This window comes from Kitasatospora albolonga, from assembly GCF_039535905.1.
In the GTDB taxonomy this organism is placed as follows: domain Bacteria; phylum Actinomycetota; class Actinomycetes; order Streptomycetales; family Streptomycetaceae; genus Kitasatospora; species Kitasatospora albolonga.
Genome location: NZ_BAAAYB010000149.1, coordinates 189472 through 209586 on the forward strand (window position 1 = coordinate 189472; position 20115 = coordinate 209586).

Here is a 20115-nt window from a genome sequence, read left to right on the forward strand (position 1 = left end):
TCATGTCCTGGACCGAGGTACTCGGATTCGTCACCGGCGCCGTGTGCGTCTGGCTCACCGTCAGGGCGAAGGTGTGGAACTTCCCGGTCGGGATGGCCAACAACGTCTTCTTCCTGCTGCTGTTCTGGGGCGCCGGCCTGTACGCCGACGCCGGGCTCCAGGTGGTCTTCCTGGTGCTGGCCGCCCACGGCTGGTGGCAGTGGGTGCGCGGCGGGGAGCGGCGGCTCGGGCGCGAGGTGCGGTACGCCTCGGCGCGGGAGACGGTGCTGCTGGGGCTGCTGCTGGTCCCGGTGACCGCGGGGCTGGCCGCCCTGCTGGGGTGGGCGCACGGCAGCGCGCCGTTCTGGGACGCGCTGACCACCGCGCTCTCGCTGGTGGCCCAGTGGCTGCTGAACACCAAGAAGGTGCAGACCTGGTGGTTCTGGATCGCCGCCGACCTGGTGTACGTCCCGCTGTACGCCGCGAAGGGGCTCTACCTGACCTCGGTGGTGTACCTGCTGTTCCTCGGCCTGTGCGTGGCGGGGCTGCGCGGCTGGCGGCGCGCGGCCGCCCCGGAGCCCGCGGTGGGGGTGGCGGCATGACGTTCCGTCACGGCCTGGTGATCGGCAAGTTCTACCCGCCGCACGCCGGCCACCACTTCCTGGTCCGGGCCGCCGCGGACGCCTGCGAGCGGCTCACGGTGGTGGTGATGGCGGCGGACGTCGAGACGATCCCGCTCGCCGAGCGGGTGGCCTGGCTGCGGTCGGCCCATCCCGGGGCGACGGTGGCGGGGGTGGTCGACAACCTGCCGGTGGACTACGAGGACGAGGAGATCTGGGCCGGACACGTCGCGCTGATGCGCTCGGCGCTGACGGCGGGGGACGGGCCGGTCGAGGCGGTGTTCAGCTCGGAGCCCTACGGGGTGGAGCTGGCGCGGCGGTTCGGGGCGGCGCCGGTGGTCCTGGACGTGGGACGGGAGACCTTCGCGGTCTCGGGGACCGCCGTCCGGGCCGATCCGGTGGCGCACTGGGGAGAGCTGGAGCCGCCCGTCCGGGGATGGCTGGCCCGGCGGGTGGTGGTGCTCGGCGCCGAGTCCACCGGCACCACCACGCTCTCCCGCGACCTGGCCGCGGCACTGCGGGCCCGCGGCGGCCCGCACGCCCGGACCGGCTGGGTCGCCGAGTACGGGCGGGAGCTGACGGTGGCGAAGCTCGCGGTGGCGCGGGCGGTGGCCGCGGCCGGCGGGCCGGTGCCGACGGTCTTCGACCTGGAGTGGACGGACGCCGACTTCGAACTGGTCTGCCGGCGCCAGACCGAGGCGGAGGACCGGGCGGCCCGGGACGGGGGGCCGGTGCTGGTGTGCGACACGGACGCCCTGGCGACGACGGTCTGGCAGGAGCGGTACGTGGGGGCGGTGACGGACCCGGTACGGGCCCTCGCCGGGGGGCTGCCGCCGCGGGCGCTGTACCTGCTCACCTCGGACGAGGGCGTGCCCTTCGACGACGACGGCCTGCGGGACGGGGAGCACCTGCGGGGGTGGATGACCGGGCGCTTCCGCGAGGTGCTGGGCGCGGGGGCGGTGCCCTGGCGCGAACTGACGGGCACCCGCACGGAACGCCTCGCGGCGGCCCTGGCCGCGGTCGACGAGATCCTGGCGACCGGTTGGAACCTCGCCGACCCCTTGGGCTGAGCATCGGCCGGGCTTCGGCAGGGCAGCGACCCCAGGGGCGCGAGGAACTGCGCGAATCGGAAGGCGGCGCACCGGCAACTGAACGACCGTCAGCCAGTTGCACGTGCTGCCGTTCCCCTGCGCGCAGTTCCTCGCGCCCCTGCGGGGCGCAACCACCCGAGTACCTGCGGGGCGCTTCCGCCTAGACCAGGCTGTCGCGCCAGGCCTGGTGGAGGTCGGCGAAGCGGCCCTGGCCGGAGATGAGGGTGGCGGGGGTGCCGTCCTCGACGATGCGGCCCTGGTCGAGGACCAGGACGCGGTCGGCGATCTCGACGGTGGAGAGGCGGTGGGCGATGATCACTGCCGTCCGTCCGGCCAGGACGGTCCGCATGGCCTGCTGGACGGCCTGTTCCCCCGGCACGTCCAGCGAGGAGGTGGCCTCGTCGAGGATCAGCACCGCCGGATCGGCGAGCAGCGCCCGGGCGAAGGCGACCAGTTGGCGCTGGCCGGCCGAGATGCGGCCGCCGCGCTTGCGGACGTCGGTGTCGTAGCCGTCGGGCAGGACGGCGATGAACTCGTGGGCCCCGATCTCCCGGGCGGCCTGTTCGACCTCGGCGCGGGTGGCGCCGGGCCGGCCGATGGCGATGTTCTCCGCGACGGTGCCGGAGAAGAGGAAGGACTCCTGGGTGACCATCACCACGCCCCGGCGCAGCTCCTCGGTGGGCAGGTCGCGCAGGTCGACGCCGTCGAGGCGGACGGAGCCCTCGCTGGGGTCGTAGAAGCGGGCCAGCAGCTTGGCCAGCGTGGACTTGCCCGCGCCGGTGGCGCCGACCACGGCGGTGGTCTGCCCGGCGGGGAGGACCAGGTCGAAGCGGGGGAGGACCTCCGCGCCGGAGGGGTAGGCGAAGCGGACGCCCCGGAAGGCGACCTCTCGGCCCTTGCCGTCGGCGGCGGGCAGCGCCTGCGGGGCGGCGGGCTCGGCCACGCTGGGCTCGTGGGCCAGCAGGCCGGCGATCTTCTCCAGTGCGGCGGCGGCGGACTGATAGCTGTTCAGGAACATCGCCAGCTGGTCCAGCGGGTCGTACAGGCGGCGCAGGTAGAGCACGAAGGCGGTGAGCACGCCGAGCTCCAGGCCGCCGTCGGCGGCCAGCACGGCGCCGAGCAGGACGACGCCGGTGATCCAGGTGTTGGCGGTGGCGCGGGAGATGGTGACGTAGCGGGCCATCTCCAGCAGGCCGTCGGCGGTGGCGTGGGCGGACTGACGGTTCACCAGGTCGAAGGCCCGCTGGTTGGCGGCCTCGCGGCGGAAGGCCTGCACCGGGCGGATGCCGTTCATGGTCTCGGTGAAGCGGACGATCACCGAGGCGACCGCCGTCCGGGAGCGCCGGTAGACCTTGAGCGAGCGGCGGCGGAAGGAGCGGACGGTGAGGTACATCGGCAGGAAGGAGAGCAGCGCGGCCAGGCCGAGCCGCCAGTCCATCACCACCAGGACGGCGGAGATGTACACCACCGAGAGGCCGACGGTGAGCAGTTCCTGGAGGCCCTCGGCCAGCAGCTCGCGCAGGGCGTCCACGTCGCTGGTGGCGCGGGAGATGATCCGGCCCGAGGTGTAGCGCTCGTGGAAGTCCAGGCCGAGGCGCTGGGCGTGGCGGAAGATCCGGCCGCGCAGGGTGAGCAGGATGTCGTTGTTGATCCGGCCGCTGAGCCGGATGAAGGCGCGCTGCAGCACGGTGGAGAGCGCGGCGCAGCCGAGGTAGGCGGCGATCACCGCGATCAGCGGGCCGGCGTCGTGCTCGCGCATGGCGGGGACGCCGCGGTCGATGGCGACGGCGACCAGCAGCGGGCCGGACTGCAGGGCGGCCTGCTGGAGCAGGATCACCAGCATGGCGAAGGCGATCCGGCGGCGGTGCGGGCCGAGCAGTTCGCCGAGCAGTTTGCGGGGGGCGCCGGCCGGGACGGGGATGTCCTGGTCGTCGGAGGGCGGCGGCAGCTCCTCCTCGGCCTCGACGGGCGGGCTCTGCACGGTGGTGGTCATCGGGCGAGGCTCCGTTCCTGAGCATCGGAGTCGGCGGAGGCCTGACCGGTCATCAGCTCGCGGTAGGCGGGGGAGCGGTGCAGCAGCTCCTGGTGGGTGCCGACGTCGGCGATCCGGCCGTCGGCCAGCACGGCGACCCGGTCGGCGAGCAGCACGGTGCTGGGGCGGTGCGCGACCACCAGGGCGGTGGTGTCGGCCAGCACCTGGCGCAGGGCGCGTTCGACCAGGGCCTCGGTGTGCACGTCGAGTGCGGAGAGCGGGTCGTCGAGCACCAGGAACTCGGGGCCGCCGACCACGGCGCGGGCCAGTGCCAGGCGCTGGCGCTGGCCGCCGGAGAGGCTCAGGCCCTGCTCGCCGACCTCGGTGGCGGTGCCGTCGGGCAGCCGGTCGACGAAGCCGGCCTGGGCGGTGGCGAGCGCCGTGGCCAGCTCCTGCTCGGTGGCGTCCGGACGGCCCATCAGGACGTTCTCCCGGACCGAGGCGGAGAACAGGGTGGGCTCCTCGAAGGCGACGCTGACCAGCTCGCGCAGCTCGGGCAGCGGGATCGAGCGGATGTCCCGGCCGTCCAGGGTGACGGTGCCGCCGGTGGTCTCGTAGAGCCGGGGGAGCAGGGCCGTGAGGGTGGTCTTGCCGGAGCCGGTGGAGCCGACCAGGGCCATCGTCTCGCCGGGCCGTACGTGCAGGTCGATCCCGTCCAGCAGGTCGGGGGAGTCGGCGGGCGCGTCGGGGTAGCGGAACCGGACGCCGGAGAAGCGGATGCCCCGGTCCTCGGCGGCCGGCGGAGCGGGGGCCGCGGCGGAGAGGTCGTCCTCGGGTTCGTCCATCACCTCGAAGTAGCGGTCGGTGGCGGTGGCGGCCTCGTTGGCGTAGGCCAGCAGCCAGCCGAGCGACTCGACCGGCCAGCGCAGGGCCAGCGCGATGGAGAGGAAGGCGACCAGGGTGCCGACGGTCAGCTGGTCGTCGGCGACCAGGACGGCGCCGACGGCTAGCGCGATGCCGAGCGCGACCTCGGGCAGGCCGACGATGACCGCCCAGAGGTTGGCCAGCATGTCGGCCTTGCGGATCTCGGTGGTGCGCAGCTCCTCGGTCTGCCGCTTGAAGCGCTCGGCCATGGTCCGGTGGCGGCCGAAGGCCTTGAGGATGCGGATGCCGAGCACCGACTCCTCGATCACGGTGGCCAGGTCGCCGGTCTGGTCCTGGGCCTGCCGCGCGGCGGCGGCGTACCGGCCCTCGAAGTGGCTGGTCAGCAGCACCAGCGGGGCGACCGGCAGCAGCATGATCAGCCCGAGCCGCCAGTCCAGGACGAAGAGCATCGCCGAACCGGTCAGGAAGACCAGCGAGTTGACGATCAGGAAGACCAGCGGGAAGGCGAGGAACAGCCGCATGGTGAACATGTCGGAGGTGGCCCGGGAGAGCAGCTGACCCGACGGCCAGCGGTCGTGGAAGGAGACCGGCAGCCGCTGGAGCTTGGCGTAGAGGTCGCCGCGCATGGCGCTCTCCACCTCCGCCAGCGGACGGGCCACGATCACCCGGCGGACGCCGAACAGCCCCGCCTCGGCGAAGCCCAGCAGCAGGAGCAGCCCGGCCAGCGGCCAGAGCGCGGACATGTCGCGGTGGGCGATCGGCCCGTCCACGATCCGCTGGAGCACCAGCGGTACCAGCAGCACGCTGCCGGAGGCGAGCAAAGCGGCGGTGACCGAGCCCGCGATCCGCCAGCGGGCGGTCCTCGCGTACGGCCACAGGCGCAGCAGCGAGCGCACCGTGGACCGTCTCGGCGGGGCCTGCGCGGCGGGAGGTGACGGTGTGTCGACGGTACTGAGCTGCTGTTTCTCGGCCACGGCCGAGAGGGTAAGCCGATCCGCTGACATTTCTCATCCGGTTTTACGGCCCTGTCGGCGAGAACCGGCCACCGGTGGGAGGGGGGTGTGGCGGGACGGTGCGGGCGGGCCGCTCCGCGCGGAGGCCGCGCGACGGCCGCCTCTTGTGGGCGCCCCCGGCCGGTGCGGTTCGATCACCTCGGAGCGTGCCGCTCCGGTGCGCGAAAGAAGGAGTGCCGCGATGGTGTCCCCCCTGGCCCGGGTGCTCGCCGGGGCCCCGGTCGGCGAACTGGTGGCGGTCGCCGCCGGGGTCCTGGCCCGTCCGGCCCCGAGTCCCGTCCCGCCCGGCCCCGGCGGGGTGCCCCGGCCGCGGCTGAACGGCCCGACCGGGCTCGGGACCTCGGCCGCCCGCGCGTTCCGGCCGCTGCCCGCCCCCGGGGCCGCGGACCGGCCCGGGCTGTCGCTGCACTGCCCGCCGCCGGTCCGGGACGACCCGGCGCTCGGCGAGGAGGTGAACGAGCGGCTGGTCGCCTGGGCCGGCGACTGCGGCATCTACGCCGACCGGCTGGAGAAGCTGCGGGCCGCGCACTTCGGGCGGCTGCTGATGCTCACCCACCCCGACACCGAGGACCCGGACCGGCTGCTGGCGGCCGCCAAGTGCGCGCTCGCCGAGTGGGCGGTGGACGACTACTACTGCGACGAGGAGGCCGACGGAGCCGTCCCCGAGCTGGCCGGGGCCCGGCTGCTGCTGGCCAACGCGGCCGTCGACCCGGCGCACCTGCCGCTGCGGTACGCGCCCCGGCTGGAGCGCGGCCTGCGCGAGGACCCGGTGCTGGTCGCGCTGCGCAGCGCGCTGGAGCACCTGGCCCGGTACGCCTCCCCGCAGCAGGTGGCCCGGCTCAAGCACGAGCTGGCGGCCATCTTCGTCGCCTTCGGGGCCGAGGCGGCCTGGCGGATGGCTGCTGAACTGCCGCCGGTCTGGCAGTACCTGGTGAACCGTCAGCCGAACAGCTTCCTGCCCTGCATCGCGCTGATCGACCCGGTCGGCGGCTACGAGCTGCCGGCCGCCGAGTACGCCGACCCCCGGGTCCGCCGGGCGGTCACCACCGCCTCGCTGGCCAGTGTGCTGGTCAACGACCTCTACTCGATGGCGAAGGAGAGCCGCTCCGGCACGCTCGACTTCAACCTGCCCACCCTGGTCGCCGCCGAGGAGGGGTGCTCGACGGAGGAGGCGGTGCGGCGCAGCATCGAGGTGCACGACGAGCTGGTGCGGACCTTCGAGGCCGAGGCGGCCCTGCTCGTCCCGACCGGCTCGCCCGCCCTGGCCCGCTACCTGGCCGGTGTGTACGCCTGGCTGGGCGGCAACCACGAGTGGCACCGCACCAGCCCGAAGTACCACGAGGGCTGATCACTCCCGGCGGCCGTCGGCGGGTGCGCGCAGCAGGACGAGCGAGCGCGCGGCCAGCGTGACGGCCCCGCCCCGCCCCGGGTCCCCGTCCCCGGGGCGGGCGGTGTCCACCACCGTCTCGTAGCGGCAGGGCCAGGGGTCGCCGGGCAGGGTGAAGGGGACGTCGACCGAGCCGCCGTTGAGCAGCAGCAGGAAGCTGTCGTCGGTCAGCTCGCAGCCGTGCTCGTCCCGTTCGGACATCGCGGAGCCGGAGAGCAGCATCCCGAGCACCCCGTCGGGGGCGTACCAGTCGCCCTCGGTCATCTCCTTGCCGCGCGCGTTGAACCAGACCAGGTCCCGCTGCCCGCCCGGGGCGGCCGCCCGGCCGGAGAAGAAGGCGCGCTGGCGCAGCACCGGGTGTCTGCGCCGCAGCCGGATCAACCGGCCGGTGAGCGCGGTGAGTTCGCGCCACTCGGGGCTGGCGAGCAGCGACCAGTCCAGCCAGCTGGTCCCGTTGTCCTGGCAGTAGGCGTTGTTGTTGCCGCCCTGGGTGCGGCCCAGCTCGTCCCCGGCGGTGATCATCGGCACGCCGGTGGAGAGCAGCAGGGTGCTCATCATGTTGCGGAGCTGGCGCAGCCGTAGGGAGCGGACGGCCGGGTCGGTGGTCTCGCCCTCCACGCCGCAGTTCCAGGAGCGGTTGTCGTCGGTGCCGTCCCGGTTCTGCTCGCCGTTGGCCTCGTTGTGCTTGTGGTCGTAGGAGACCAGGTCGCGCAGGGTGAAGCCGTCGTGCGCGGTGACGAAGTTGACCGAGGCGTACGGGCGGCGGCCGCCGCGCTGGTAGAGGTCGGAGGAGCCGGAGAGCCGGTAGCCCAGCTCGCGGACGTCCAGCCGGGCGCCGCGCCAGAAGTCCCGGACGGCGTCCCGGTACTTGTCGTTCCACTCGGCCCACAGCGGCGGGAAGCCGCCGACCTGGTAGCCGCCCGGGCCGACGTCCCAGGGCTCGGCGATCAGCTTCACCCGGCTGAGCAGCGGGTCCTGGGAGACGGCGCCGAGGAAGGGGTGGTGCATCTCCACCCCGTCCGAGCCGCGGGCCAGGGCGGCGGCCAGGTCGAAGCGGAAGCCGTCCACGCCCATCTCGGTGACCCAGTAGCGCAGCGAGTCGGTGATCAGCCGGACGGTGTGCGGCTGGCGGGTGTCCAGGGTGTTGCCGCAGCCGGTGTAGTCGGCGTAGCCGCGGCGGCTGCGGTCCAGCCGGTAGTACCCGGCGTTGTCGATGCCGCGCAGCGAGAGCGAGGGGCCCATCACCCCGCTCTCGGCGGTGTGGTTGTAGACCACGTCGAGGATCACCTCGATGCCGGCCGCGTGCAGCGCCCGGACCATCCGCTTGAACTCGCCGACCTGCTGGCCGCGGCTGCCGGTGGCGGCGTAGCCGGCGTGCGGGGCGAAGAAGCCGAGGGTGTTGTAGCCCCAGTAGTTGGTCAGCCCGCGCTGCTGGAGGTGGTCCTCGTCGGCGTACTGGTGCACCGGCAGCAGCTCGACCGCGGTGACGCCCAGGTCGACCAGGTGGCCGATGGCCGCCGGGTGGGCCAACCCGGCGTAGGTGCCGCGGAGTTCGCGCGGCACGCCCGGGTGCTTCATGGTGAAGCCGCGCACGTGCAGCTCGTACAGGACGGTCTCGGCCCACGGGGTCTTCGGGCGCTGGTCGTCGTACCAGTCGTCGTCGTCGTGGACCACCACCGCCTTGGGCACGTACGGCGCGGAGTCCCGGTTGTCCCGGACGGTGTCCGCCACGTCCTGCTCGGGCCAGCCCCGCACGGCGGCGCAGACCGCGTCGTGGGCGGTGTAACTCCCGTCCACCGCACGGGCGTACGGGTCGAGGAGGAGTTTGGCCGGATTCCACCGGGCCCCGGTCCACGGGTCCCAGCGGCCGTGCACCCGGTAGCCGTAGCGGGTGCCGGGCAGCACCCCGGGCAGGTAGCCGTGCCAGGTCTGGAAGGTCCGCTCGGTGAGCGGGTGCCTGGTCTCGGTCCCGTCCTCGGCGAAGAGGCAGAGCTCGACCCCCTCGGCGTCCGGTGCCCAGAGCGCGAAGTTGGTGCCCCGGCTGCCGTCCTGGTCGGTGCGGAAGCGCGCGCCGAGCGGCTGCCAGCTGCCGGGCCAGGGCACCGCCGGGTCGATCGCGCCGTGTTCCGCCCGTTCCCGCCGCTGCCAAGCCGTCATCGGCCGCACCTCTCCCAGCGCGGGACGTCCCGGGCCCCGCCTAGCTCTTGTTCCCTGATCGGCTGTCGCTGTCACGTGACGGATCGTGTCGTTGAACGATTCTGTCGCGTGCCGACCCGTTCCGACGTCTCCTGCGGGAATCGGCTCCCACGTGTCCGCACGGGATCAGGGTCGTTATGCCGGGCGGTTGTTGACGGCTGGGGTAGGTACGGAGGAACGGCATGCGCTCCCGGGTGGCGGTCGTGGTGGCGGTCGGGCTCTGCCTGCTGACCGCCTGCACCAGCGAGCGGCAGGTCGCTCCGAGCACCGACGCCGCCGCGTCGGCGAGCCCGGCGGTCTCCCGGGCGGTGATCACCAGCACCCCGGCCGACGGGGCGCAGGAGGTGCCGGCCGAGGGGCCGGTCAAGGTGACGGCGGCCCAGGGCAGGCTGGTCTCCGTCCGCCTGGCCGACCAGAAGGGCACCGAGGTCCCGGGGAAGGTCGGCCCGGACGGCTCCTGGGTGCCGGACGGGCGGCTCGCGCTGGCCACCGCCTACACCCTGGACACGGTGGCCGAGGACCAGGCCGGGCTGAAGGCGGCCCAGCACGTGGCCTTCGCCACGCTGGCCCCCGACCACACCTTCGCCGCCTTCTTCACCCCCGAGGACGGCTCCACCGTCGGGGTCGGGATGCCCGTCTCGCTCCGCTTCACCCGTCCGATCACCGACCGGGCCGCGGTGGAGAGGGCGGTCTCGGTCACCGCGGACCCGCCGGTGCCGGTGGCCGCGCACTGGTTCGGCGGCCGGCGGCTCGACCTGCGCCCGGAGAAGTACTGGGCGGCCGGCACCAAGGTGACGCTGTCGCTGCGGCTGAAGGACGTGCAGGGCGCCCCGGGGGACTACGGCACCCAGTCCAAGGACGTGCACTTCACCGTCGGGCGCTCGGTGGTCTCCACCGTCGACCTGGACGCGCACACCATGACGGTCCGTCAGGACGGGCGGGTGGTGCGCACCCTGAAGGTCTCGGGCGGCAGTCCGGAGTTCTCCACCTACCTGGGCACCATGGTGATCTCGGAGAAGTTCTCCGTCACCCGGATGAACTCGCAGACCGTCGGCCTGGGCGACGAGTACGACATCAAGGACGTGCCGCACGCGATGCGGCTGACCGCCTCCGGCACCTTCGTGCACGGCAACTACTGGGCCTCCCGGGACGTCTTCGGCAGTGCCAACACCAGCCACGGCTGCATCGGCCTGGCCGACGTCAAGGGCGGCTCGGACTCCTCCCCGGCCGGCTGGTTCTTCGAGCAGTCCGGCATCGGCGACGTGATCGAGGTGCGCGGCCGGCAGGGGGACCGGGTGCCCGCCGACAACGGCCTGAACGGGTGGAACCTCAGCTGGGACCAGTGGCGGGCGGGCAGCGCGCTCGGCCTGCGCTGACCGGCACCGACCCTTCACCACCCTCCCGCCCGGAGTTCACCGGAACTCCCCGGATATCCTTCGCACACCGCGCCCGGGCCGGGTGCAACCGAACCACCGGCCGACGCGTATAGAAGGCGTGGACATCCGGATGGGGAGCGCAGAGTGAAGCCGGTGCGAGCGGCCGACGCCGCGATAGTCAGAGGCCGACGGGCCGCCGTGGCCGTCCTGGTCGGAGGTGCGCTGCTGCTGACGGCCGCCTGCGGCGGCTCGGGGGGCTCGTCCGGCTCGGGGAGCTCGGGCGGCTCCTCGGCCACCGGCGGCCAGGCCGCGGACGGCGGCTCCGGCCAGCCCTCGGGCGCGGCCTCCGGCCCCGCCGAGAGCACGCCGAAGAACTCGGCCGCGGTGCTCACCGTCACCCCCAAGGACGGCTCCCAGGACGTCAACCCGAACGAGGCGCTGAACGTCGCGGTCGCCCAGGGCACCCTGACCACCGTCGAGGTGACGGACAAGAACGGCAAGGCGGTGCCCGGCAAGACCGCCGCCGACGGCAAGAGCTGGAAGCCGGACGGCCCGCTCAAGGTCGGCATGACCTACCAGGTGAGCGCCCAGGCCAAGGACACCGACGGACTGGTCTCCGCGACCACCTCCAGCTTCACCACGCTCACCCCGGCCAAGCTGGTCTCCAGCAACGACAACATCTCGGACGGCGGCACCTACGGCGTCGGGATGATCGTCTCGGTCAACTTCTCCAAGCCGGTGAAGAACAAGGAGGCGGTGCTCAAGGGCATCACCTTCGAGAGCAGCAACGGCGCCGTGGTCAAGGGCCACTGGTTCGGCACCCAGCGGCTGGACTTCCGGCCGGAGAAGTACTGGAAGCCGGGCACCAAGGTGACCATCAAGTACCGGCTGAAGAACGTCGAGGTCTCGCCCGGGGTCTTCGGCGACGTGGACCGGGACGAGCCGTTCACCATCGGCCGGGAGCAGATCAGCGTGGTGGACGCGGCCACCCACCAGATGACGGTGCAGCGGGACGGCAAGGTCTCCAAGACCATCCCGATCACCGCCGGGGACGACCAGAACCCGTCCTGGAACGGCACGATGGTCATCTCCAGCAAGGAGAAGGTGACCCGGATGAACTCGGCCACCGTCTCCAACATCAAGGGCTCGGAGTACGACATCTCCGACGTCCCGCACGCCATGCGGCTGACCAACACCGGCACCTACGTGCACGGCAACTACTGGGGCAGCGCCTTCGGCAAGTACAACGCCAGCCACGGCTGCATCGGCCTCCAGGACACCAAGGGCGGCAGCGACGGCTCCACGGCCGGCAAGTTCTTCGCCGACTCGATCGTCGGTGACGTGGTGAAGATCCAGAACGCCAAGGGCAAGACGGTCTCCGGTGAGAACGGGCTCAGCGGCTGGACCATGGCGTGGAGCGCCTGGTAGGCCTCCTGTAAGCCAGAAAATGGCTCAACTGTTCGGCCCGGGCCCCTTTTTGGGGGTCCGGGCCGTTCTGCTGTGCGAGTCGGGGGAGCGTTGCGTCTGTCATATGCCAGCCGAATAGTGATCGTTTACTCATTGTCAGTACGCGGGCGCTCGCAGTCCGCAATGATTGGCGCATGGCGGGATGGGGCGAAGCAGAGTGGGCATCACTTCCGGCAGCCGGAGCGACTGCTGACGGCCCGTCGGACATCGCGGAAGGTGGGGTGCTCGCCCTGGAGACTCTGGAACGACTCAGCCCGCAGGAGGTCGAGCGCGTGCACTTCGGCCGCCTCTGCGCCCAAGTCGCCGCCGAGGAGGAGGTCTTCCTCCCCTCCCGCCCCGAACTCGTCGGTACCGCCCGGCGGGTGGTCCTCACCGTCCTGCAGGGCTGGCGGCTCCACCAGTTACTGGAGGTCGGCGAGCTGCTGACCGGCGAGCTGATGGCCAACGCCGTCCGCCACACCGGCGGCCGCACCATCGGCCTGCGCCTCACCCGCCGCCCCGGCTGGCTCCGCGTCGAGGTCCGCGACTCCTCCCGGGCCCTCCCCTGCCTCGTCCTCGCCGAGCCCGGCAGCGAGACCGGCCACGGCATGCTCCTGGTCAACACCCTCGCCGAGCGCTGGGGTGCCGACCTGCTGCCGCGCGGCAAGGGCGTCTGGTTCGAACTCAAGATCCGCGACCGCGCCCAGGGCTGACGGCGGATCCGGAAAACAGTGCGGGGCCCCCGGATGGCCGTGGTGCGGCGCGGGGGCCCCTGCAGATGTCACCGCGCCGGCCAGGGGGGTGCGTGCCGCGCGGGTGTCGATGCACTGACTATCGCACGGTCTCAGGATGTGGGCAAAATCGAACGAAAGGTTTGTAAGCTACTTCACCTTCGCTAATCGCATAGATTCGCCCGCCTTCCTTTGATTATTCAGTCGACATCGCGCCCGGCCTCCGCCATGATGCGGCGCGATGACTCGTACCGATATGCCCCAGACCCTCGATGAGCGCACCACGCTGCTCACCTTCCTCGACTACGCCCGGGCCACCGCACTGGCCAAGGTCGACGCGCTGGACCCGGCGGACGCCGGGAAGGCGCCGTTGCCCGGGTCGCCGCTGATGACCCTCGGCGGGCTGATCAGCCACCTGCGGTGGGTGGAGCACTGGTGGTTCGACGTGGTGCTGCTCGGCGGCGAGGACCGCGGGCCCTGGACCAAGGACGACCCGGACCGGGAGATGCGGATCGGCGCCGAGGTGCCGATCGCCACCCTGGTCGCCGAGTACCAGGAGGAGATCGAGCGGTACCGCTCGCTGGTGGGCGAGCTCGACCTCGACACCTGGGCCGTGGGCACCGTCCGCGGCGGCACCCGGATCAACCTCCGCTGGATCCTCTTCCACCTGGTCGAGGAGATCTCCCGGCACAACGGCCACCTGGACCTGCTGCGCGAGATGGCCGACGGCACCACCGGCGACTGACTCGGGCCGACCGTCCGTCAGGGCTTCAGCGCTCCACCGGGATCCAGAGCTGGGCCGTGGTGTCGGAGCCGTCCGGGAAGGACCCGAGCGCGAGCAGCTCGGGGCCCGGGCGGCTGCGGTACGGACCGGACGGGAACCACTGGGTGAAGACGTCCCGCCAGAGCTCCTGGAGGGCCTGCGGGAACGGGCCGGAGGTCTCGAAGACCCCCCACTCCCCGGCCGGGACCACCAGGGTGTCCAAGCCCTCGGGCACCGGATCCGGCGCCACCACCGCCTGGTAGTAGTCGAGTTCGGTGCCCTCGGCCCGGCTCGGGTCGAGGCCGTCGCAGACCGAGAGCATCCCGGCGGGCTCCGCCCCCGGCGCCGCCAGCCCGGCGATCCGCTCCAGCTCGGCCCGTCCGAGGCCGCGCAGGAACGCGGCGATGTGCGGGTTCTCCCCCCGGTGCACCAGGGGCACCCGGGCCATCCGCCCCACCAGGGTGAACTCCGGCTTGTGCGCGATCCGGTACCGCATGCTGCTGTTCCCTTCGACGACGAGTCGGAAGGAGAGCCGGGGCTGGGCCGTCAGCTCGCCCCCGCGGCGCCGGGCCTCGCCCGGCCCCACCCCGTGCACGGCCCGGAACGCGCGCGCGAACGCCTCGCCCGAGCCGTACCCGTACCGGACCGCGACCTCCAGCAGCGTCCGCTCCCCGGCCAGTACCTCGGCTCCGGCCAGCGTCAGCCGCCGGCGCCGCACGTACTCCGAGAGCGGCATGCCCGCCAGTGCCGAGAACAGCCGCCGGAAGTGGTACTCCGAGGTGGTCGCGATCCGCGCCAACTCCGCCACGTCGAGCGGCAGTTCGAGCCGCTCTTCGAGGTGGTCCAGCGCCCGGTTCAGGCCTTCCAGCACCAGGGTCTCCTTCCCTTGTGCTCCCACCGTAGAAAAGCGGAACGGGCCCGGACCCGACAGTCCGTGCCCGTTCCGGTCAGGTCACCGAAGGACCCGGGTCAGCACTCGATGACGTTCACGGCGAGGCCGCCGCGGCTGGTTTCCTTGTACTTGATCTTCATGTCGGCCCCGGTCTCCTTCATGGTCTTGATCGCCTTGTCGAGGGAGACGTGGTGGCGGCCGTCGCCGCGCAGCGCCATCCGGGCGGCGGTGACGGCCTTCACGGAGGCCATGCCGTTGCGCTCGATGCAGGGGATCTGAACCAGGCCGCCGACCGGGTCGCAGGTGAGGCCGAGGTTGTGCTCGATGCCGATCTCGGCCGCGTTCTCGACCTGCTCAGGGGAGCCGCCGAGCACCTCGGCCAGGCCGCCGGCCGCCATCGAGCAGGCCGAGCCGACCTCGCCCTGGCAGCCGACCTCGGCGCCGGAGATGGAGGCGTTCTCCTTGAAGAGCATGCCGATCGCGCCGGCGGCCAGCAGGAAGCGGACGATGCCGTCGTCGTCGGCGCCCGGGATGAAGTTGATGAAGTAGTGCAGCACGGCCGGGATGATCCCGGCGGCGCCGTTGGTCGGGGCGGTGACCACCCGCTGGCCGGAGGCGTTCTCCTCGTTGACCGCCATCGCGTAGAGGGTCACCCACTCCATCGCGTTGGCCGGGCCGATGCCCTCGGCGCGCAGCGCGCGGGCGCCGGAGGCGGCCCGGCGGCGGACCTTCAGGCCGCCGGGCAGGATGCCCTCGCGGTTCATGCCGGCCGAGACGCACTCCTGCATGACCCGCCAGATCTCCAGCAGCCCGGCCCGGATCTCGGCCTCGGAGCGCCAGGCCTTCTCGTTCTCCAGCATCAGGCCGGAGATCGACAGGCCGGTCTCCCGGGTGAGCCGGAGCAGCTCCTCGCCGGTGCGGAAGGGGTAGCGCAGCGCGGTGTCGTCGGGCACGACCCGGTCGACGCCGATCGCGTCCTCGTCCACCACGAAGCCGCCGCCGACGGAGTAGTAGGTCTTCTCCAGCAGGGTGGCGCCCTCGGCGTCGAAGGCCCAGAGCGTCATGCCGTTGGCGTGGTACGGGAGGCTCTTGCGGCGGTGCAGCACCAGCTGGGTGTCCGGGTCGAAGGCGATGTCCTGGACGCCGAGCAGGTGCAGGCGCTTCTCGGCCTTGATCCGGTCCACGTCCAGGTCGGCCTGGTCCACGTCGACGGTGCGCGGGGAGTTGCCCTCCAGGCCGAGCAGGACGGCCTTGGGGGTGCCGTGGCCGTGGCCGGTGGCGCCGAGCGAGCCGAACAGCTCGGCCCGGACGGAGACGGTCTGCGCGAGCAGGCTCTCGGACTTGAGGCGGCGGGCGAACATCCGGGCCGCGCGCATCGGTCCTACGGTGTGCGAGCTGGAGGGGCCGATACCGATGGAGAAGAGGTCGAAGACGCTGATGGCCACGGAGGTGACGTCCTTGTCTGGTCTCGTGGGTGGAACGGGCAGGCATGGCACGGGGCACCGCGCGCCACGTTTCCAGTGTGCGCGGTGCCCCGGAAAAGACGGGTGACCGTCAGGCCACCGGGGGACTACAGCTCCGGGTAGAGCGGGTACTTCGCGGCCAGCGCGGTGACCCGGGCCTTCAGCGACTCGGCCTTGGCCTCGTCGAAGGAGGGCAGCAGGGTCTCGGCGATGACGTCCGCGACCTCGCGGAAGTCCTCGGCCTGGAAGCCGCGGGTGGCCAGGGCCGGGGTGCCGATCCGCAGGCCGGAGGTGACCATCGGCGGGCGCGGGTCGTTCGGGACGGCGTTGCGGTTCACCGTGATGCCGACCTCGTGCAGGCGGTCCTCGGCCTGCTGGCCGTCGAGCTCGCTGTTGCGCAGGTCGACCAGGACCAGGTGGACGTCGGTGCCGCCGGAGAGCACGGAGACCCCGGCCGCCTTGGCGTCGTCCTGCAGCAGGCGGGCGGCGAGCGCCTTCGCGCCCTCCAGGGTGCGCTGCTGACGGTCCTTGAAGTCGTCCGAGGCGGCGACCTTGAAGGAGACCGCCTTGGCCGCGATCACGTGCTCCAGCGGGCCGCCCTGGAAGCCGGGGAAGACCGAGGAGTTGAGCTTCTTGGCGAACTCCTGCTTGGCCAGGATGATGCCGCCGCGCGGGCCGCCCAGGGTCTTGTGGGTGGTGGAGGTGACCACGTCCGCGTACTCGACCGGGTTCGGGTGCAGACCGGCGGCGACCAGGCCGGCGAAGTGGGCCATGTCGACCCACAGGTAGGCCTCGACCTCGTCGGCGATCCGGCGGAACTCGGCGAAGTCCAGCTGGCGCGGGTAGGCGGACCAGCCCGCGATGATGACCTTGGGGCGGTGTTCCTTGGCGAGGCGCTCGACCTCGGCCATGTCGACCAGGCCGGCCTCGTCCACGTGGTACGCGACCACGTTGAACTGCTTGCCGGAGAAGTTGAGCCGCATGCCGTGGGTCAGGTGACCGCCGTGCGCCAGGTCCAGGCCCAGGATGGTGTCGCCGGGCTGGGCGATGGCGAAGAGCGCGGCCTGGTTGGCGGAGGCGCCCGAGTGCGGCTGGACGTTGGCGTACTCCGCCCCGAACAGCGCCTTGACCCGGTCGATCGCGATCTGCTCGGCCACGTCGACGTGCTCGCAGCCGCCGTAGTAGCGGCGGCCGGGGTAGCCCTCGGCGTACTTGTTGGTCAGGACCGAGCCCTGGGCCTCCATCACCGCGGCGGGCGCGAAGTTCTCGGAGGCGATCATCTCGAGGGTGGTCTGCTGGCGGTGCAGCTCGGCGTCGACCGCGGCGGCGATCTCGGGGTCGAGCGCGTGCAGGGACTGGTTCAGGACAGTCATGTTGGGTCTTCCCGTAAGGCAGTGCGGGCAGTGGACCGGGAGGGTGGCGGCCGCCGCGCTGCGGCCGCCACCCGTCTACCAGTGGGTCAGGCGCCGATGAAGGCGTCGTACTCCGCAGCGGTCAGCAGCTTGCCGGTCTCGGCGATCTCGACCTTGAACAGCCAGGCGTCGCCGAACGGGTCGCTGTTGACCGAGGCCGGGTCGTCGATGACGGCCTGGTTGATCTCGGTCACCGTGCCGGTGACGGGCGAGAACAGGTCGCTGACCGACTTGGTGGACTCGAGCTCGCCACAGGACTCACCGGCGGTGATCTCGTCGCCGACCTCGGGCAGCTGGACGTAGACGATGTCACCCAGGGCGTCGGCGGCGTGCTTGGTGATGCCGACCGTCGCGACCGCACCGCTCTCGGCGGTGGTCAGCCACTCGTGCTCCTCGGTGTACTGCAGGTTCGTGGGGTTGCTCATGACGTCATTCTCCAGGATCGCAAGAGGGTAGGGCGAAGCCGTCCGCTGAGCGGACCGGGGGTTTCGAAAGGTGACGAGGGGTCAGCGGGCGCGCTTGTAGAACGGCAGCGCCACGACCTCGACCGGCTCGTGCTTGCCGCGCACGTCGACCGCGACCGCGCTGCCGGGGGCGGCGTGCGCCGCGTCCACGTAGGCGATGGCGATCGGCTTGCCCAGGGTGGGGGAGGGGGCGCCGGAGGTGATCCGCCCGATCGGGGTGCCGTCCGGGCTGACGACGGCGTACTCGGCCCGCGGGACCCGCTTGCCGTCGGAGACCAGGCCGACCAGCTTGCGCGGCGGGTTGGACTCGGCCTGCGCGGCGGCGGCCTCCAGGGCCTTGCGGCCGACGAAGTCGCCCTCCTTCTCGAACTTGACCACGCGGCCGAGGCCGGCGTCGAAGGGGGTCAGCTCGGTGGAGAGCTCGTGGCCGTACAGCGGCATGCCGGCCTCCAGGCGCAGCGTGTCGCGGCAGGACAGACCGCAGGGGACCAGGCCGGCGTCGGCGCCGGCCTCGGTCAGCGCGTTCCACAGGTGCTCGGCGTCGGCGGGGGCGCAGAAGACCTCGAAGCCGTCCTCGCCGGTGTAGCCGGTGCGGGCCAGCCAGACGTCCTTGCCGGCCACGGTGGCGGGCAGCAGGGCGTAGTACTTGAGGCCCGGCAGGTCGGCGTCGGTGACGGAGCCGAGGATGCCGTTGGCCTCCGGGCCCTGGACCGCGAGCAGGGCGTAGGCGTCCCGGTCGTCGCGGACCTCGGCGTCGAAGCCGGCCGCGCGCTCGGTCAGCGCGTCCAGCACCACCTGGGCGTTGGAGGCGTTGGCCACCACCATGTACTCGGCGTCGCCGGTGCGGTAGACGATCAGGTCGTCCAGGATGCCGCCGTCCTCGCGGCAGATCATGGTGTAGCGGGCGCGCAGCACGCCGAGCGCGGAGATGTGGCCGACCAGGGCGAAGTCGAGCAGCTCGCCGGCCTGCGGGCCGGTCACGGTGATCTCGCCCATGTGCGAGAGGTCGAACAGGCCGGCCTTGGTGCGGACCGCGAGGTGCTCCTCGCGCTCGCTGCCGTACCGCAGCGGCATGTCCCAGCCGGCGAAGTCGGTCATGGTGGCACCGAGCGAGCGGTGCAGCGCGTCGAGCGCGGTCAGGCGAGGGGACATGGCGACGGGACTCCTTGGCCGGAAACGGGCATGCGGGGGTGGAGTCTCCCCGTCTGTCGTCACAACCTGAGAGCTTCACCGCCCATCCAAGGATGGCGGCTTGCACCGTGGGTGGGCGCACGGCGCGGCCGTGTCCACTTTCCAGATCTGCCTCGCCCGTGCGGTAGGGGTGCCTGAGAGATTCCGGGGAGGACTTGCTCCTTCGGCGCCGGCCCTGCGCACGGGGCGCACTCCGGACTCTCCCGCGCGGGTTCGAGCGGCCAGTGTGAAGTTGTCGAGCGGGGTCATCATGGCACGAGACCGGACCGGGACGGGAGAGGGGTCCGCCCGCTGGGTCAGGTCTGCCCCCGACCCCGTCACCCGCCCGGCCGCGAAGCCCTAGGCTGAGGCCGCACAGCTACAGAGGGGCGCGACCGATGAACCAGCCGGGCGAGACCGGAGTGCAGGGGTGGGCGGAGCCCGGCAGTGCGCCGGCCGGGGGGAGTTGGCCGGTCAACGAGCTGGAGCAGGTGCTGACCGCGGCGCTGGGCGACCCGGGGGCCACGCCGCGGGTGATCGAGGTGCTGGCGCGCAGTCAGGTCTGGATCCCGTTGCCGGCCGGGGCCGACCCGCAGGGGGAGGGGCTGGACCTGCCGACGATCGAGCTGGCCGGATCCCCGTACGTGCCGGTGTTCTCCTCTCAGGAGCTCTTCCTCCAGATCGCGCCGGGCGTGCCGTTCGCGGTGGCCCCGGCCTGGGAGTTCGCCCGCGGGCTGCCGATCGGGGTCGGGATCGCGGTCAACCCGGAGGCGCCGGTGGGCATCCCGGTGCCGCCGGAGGGGGTCGGCGAGCTGCGCCGCGGGCCGCTCGCGGAGCGCTGGGAGCAGCAGCCGGAGGGCGGCGCCCGGGTGGCGCTGCGCGAGCCCGAGCCGGCCGAGGAGCCGTACGCCTTCCTCGGTGCGGCCATCACCGAACTGGCCGAGCTGCCAGGGGTCCTGACGGCCCGTCGGGCGCTGGCCGGGGTCGAGCTGGACGCCCCGGTGCTGTTCGTCGGGGTGCAGCTGGACCCGGCCTGGCCGGCCGATCCGGCGCAGGTCAACGAGGCGCTGGGCCGGGCGCTCGGAACCATGCCGCCGCCGTGGGGCGTCCATCTGGTGCTGCTCGACCTGGTCGCCGATCCGGTGGTGGAGTGGATGCTCACCCGGGTCCGTCCGTTCTACGTCAGGCCCGGCGCCGTCCCGGTCTGAGACCGGCGGAGGACCGGTGGAGGACCCGAACTGACCACCGAACCGTT

Annotated in this window: 16 protein-coding genes and 1 riboswitch; of the genes, 8 read left to right on the top strand and 8 right to left on the bottom strand. The window is 72.5% G+C overall.

The window, feature by feature from the left end; genetic code table 11:
• Positions 1-2: 2 nt before the first annotated feature.
• Both pnuC and ABD946_RS37280 read left to right on the top strand, forming a co-directional pair.
• Positions 3-581, top strand: coding sequence for a nicotinamide riboside transporter PnuC (gene pnuC / locus ABD946_RS37275; protein WP_345290175.1), 579 nt, complete (start codon positions 3-5; stop codon positions 579-581).
• The gene (locus ABD946_RS37280) at positions 578-1669 is read left to right on the top strand and encodes an AAA family ATPase (protein ID WP_345290177.1); all 1092 of its coding nucleotides are present in this window, start codon (positions 578-580) and stop codon (positions 1667-1669) included. Before pnuC ends, ABD946_RS37280 begins: the two co-directional genes overlap by 4 nt.
• Before the next feature lie 181 nt (positions 1670-1850).
• Here ABD946_RS37280 and ABD946_RS37285 read toward each other — a convergent pair whose 3' ends face one another.
• Both ABD946_RS37285 and ABD946_RS37290 read right to left on the bottom strand, forming a co-directional pair.
• Positions 1851-3683 carry an ABC transporter ATP-binding protein gene (locus ABD946_RS37285; RefSeq protein ID WP_345290178.1) on the bottom strand — a complete coding sequence of 611 codons (1833 nt, stop codon included), beginning with the start codon at positions 3681-3683 and terminating at the stop codon, positions 1851-1853.
• A complete protein-coding gene (locus tag ABD946_RS37290; protein WP_380150120.1) occupies positions 3680-5521 on the bottom strand; it encodes an ABC transporter ATP-binding protein in 1842 nt (613 codons plus the stop codon). The genes ABD946_RS37285 and ABD946_RS37290 overlap by 4 nt, the downstream gene beginning before the upstream one ends.
• Positions 5522-5741: 220 nt before the next feature.
• On the opposite strand from ABD946_RS37290, the gene ABD946_RS37295 reads away from it, so the two are divergent.
• Positions 5742-6908 (top strand): family 2 encapsulin nanocompartment cargo protein terpene cyclase, encoded by a 1167-nt coding sequence (locus ABD946_RS37295; protein ID WP_345290179.1) that lies wholly within the window; start codon positions 5742-5744, stop codon positions 6906-6908.
• Here ABD946_RS37295 and glgX read toward each other — a convergent pair whose 3' ends face one another.
• Positions 6909-9104, bottom strand: a complete 2196-nt coding sequence (gene glgX, locus ABD946_RS37300) for a glycogen debranching protein GlgX (protein ID WP_345290180.1) — start codon at positions 9102-9104, stop codon at positions 6909-6911.
• A 221-nt stretch (positions 9105-9325) separates the two neighbouring features.
• Between glgX and ABD946_RS37305 the strand changes: the two genes are divergently transcribed.
• The 4 genes from ABD946_RS37305 (at position 9326) to ABD946_RS37320 (ending at position 13441) form a co-directional block, all read left to right on the top strand.
• A complete protein-coding gene (locus tag ABD946_RS37305; RefSeq protein WP_345290182.1) occupies positions 9326-10519 on the top strand; it encodes a L,D-transpeptidase in 1194 nt (397 codons plus the stop codon).
• Between the two features lie 144 nt (positions 10520-10663).
• On the top strand, positions 10664-11947 hold the full coding sequence (locus tag ABD946_RS37310) for a L,D-transpeptidase (protein ID WP_345290183.1): 1284 nt from the start codon (positions 10664-10666) through the stop codon (positions 11945-11947).
• Positions 11948-12258: 311 nt separating this feature from the next.
• Entirely contained in the window at positions 12259-12678 is a 420-nt protein-coding gene (locus ABD946_RS37315; protein WP_345290184.1) for an ATP-binding protein, read from the top strand.
• A gap of 259 nt (positions 12679-12937) precedes the next feature.
• The gene (locus ABD946_RS37320) at positions 12938-13441 is read left to right on the top strand and encodes a DinB family protein (RefSeq protein ID WP_345290185.1); all 504 of its coding nucleotides are present in this window, start codon (positions 12938-12940) and stop codon (positions 13439-13441) included.
• A gap of 25 nt (positions 13442-13466) precedes the next feature.
• On the opposite strand, the gene ABD946_RS37325 is transcribed toward ABD946_RS37320, so the two are convergent.
• The 5 genes from ABD946_RS37325 to gcvT all read right to left on the bottom strand — a co-directional run bounded on the left by ABD946_RS37325 (position 13467) and on the right by gcvT (position 18842).
• Positions 13467-14330 carry an AraC family transcriptional regulator gene (locus tag ABD946_RS37325; protein ID WP_345290187.1) on the bottom strand — a complete coding sequence of 288 codons (864 nt, stop codon included), beginning with the start codon at positions 14328-14330 and terminating at the stop codon, positions 13467-13469.
• A gap of 98 nt (positions 14331-14428) precedes the next feature.
• Positions 14429-15796: an L-serine ammonia-lyase gene (locus ABD946_RS37330; RefSeq protein WP_345290188.1), complete on the bottom strand. Its 1368-nt coding sequence runs from the start codon at positions 15794-15796 to the stop codon at positions 14429-14431.
• A gap of 125 nt (positions 15797-15921) precedes the next feature.
• Positions 15922-17187: a serine hydroxymethyltransferase gene (glyA, locus tag ABD946_RS37335; RefSeq protein WP_345290190.1), complete on the bottom strand. Its 1266-nt coding sequence runs from the start codon at positions 17185-17187 to the stop codon at positions 15922-15924.
• An 86-nt stretch (positions 17188-17273) separates the two neighbouring features.
• Entirely contained in the window at positions 17274-17651 is a 378-nt protein-coding gene (gcvH, locus tag ABD946_RS37340) for a glycine cleavage system protein GcvH (protein ID WP_345290191.1), read from the bottom strand.
• Positions 17652-17732: 81 nt separating this feature from the next.
• Entirely contained in the window at positions 17733-18842 is a 1110-nt protein-coding gene (gene gcvT, locus ABD946_RS37345; RefSeq protein ID WP_345290193.1) for a glycine cleavage system aminomethyltransferase GcvT, read from the bottom strand.
• 151 nt (positions 18843-18993) lie between these two features.
• A riboswitch (glycine riboswitch) is annotated at positions 18994-19097 on the bottom strand.
• A gap of 161 nt (positions 19098-19258) precedes the next feature.
• Between gcvT and ABD946_RS37350 the strand changes: the two genes are divergently transcribed.
• Positions 19259-20068: an enhanced serine sensitivity protein SseB gene (locus ABD946_RS37350; protein WP_345290194.1), complete on the top strand. Its 810-nt coding sequence runs from the start codon at positions 19259-19261 to the stop codon at positions 20066-20068.
• Positions 20069-20115: the final 47 nt, after the last annotated feature.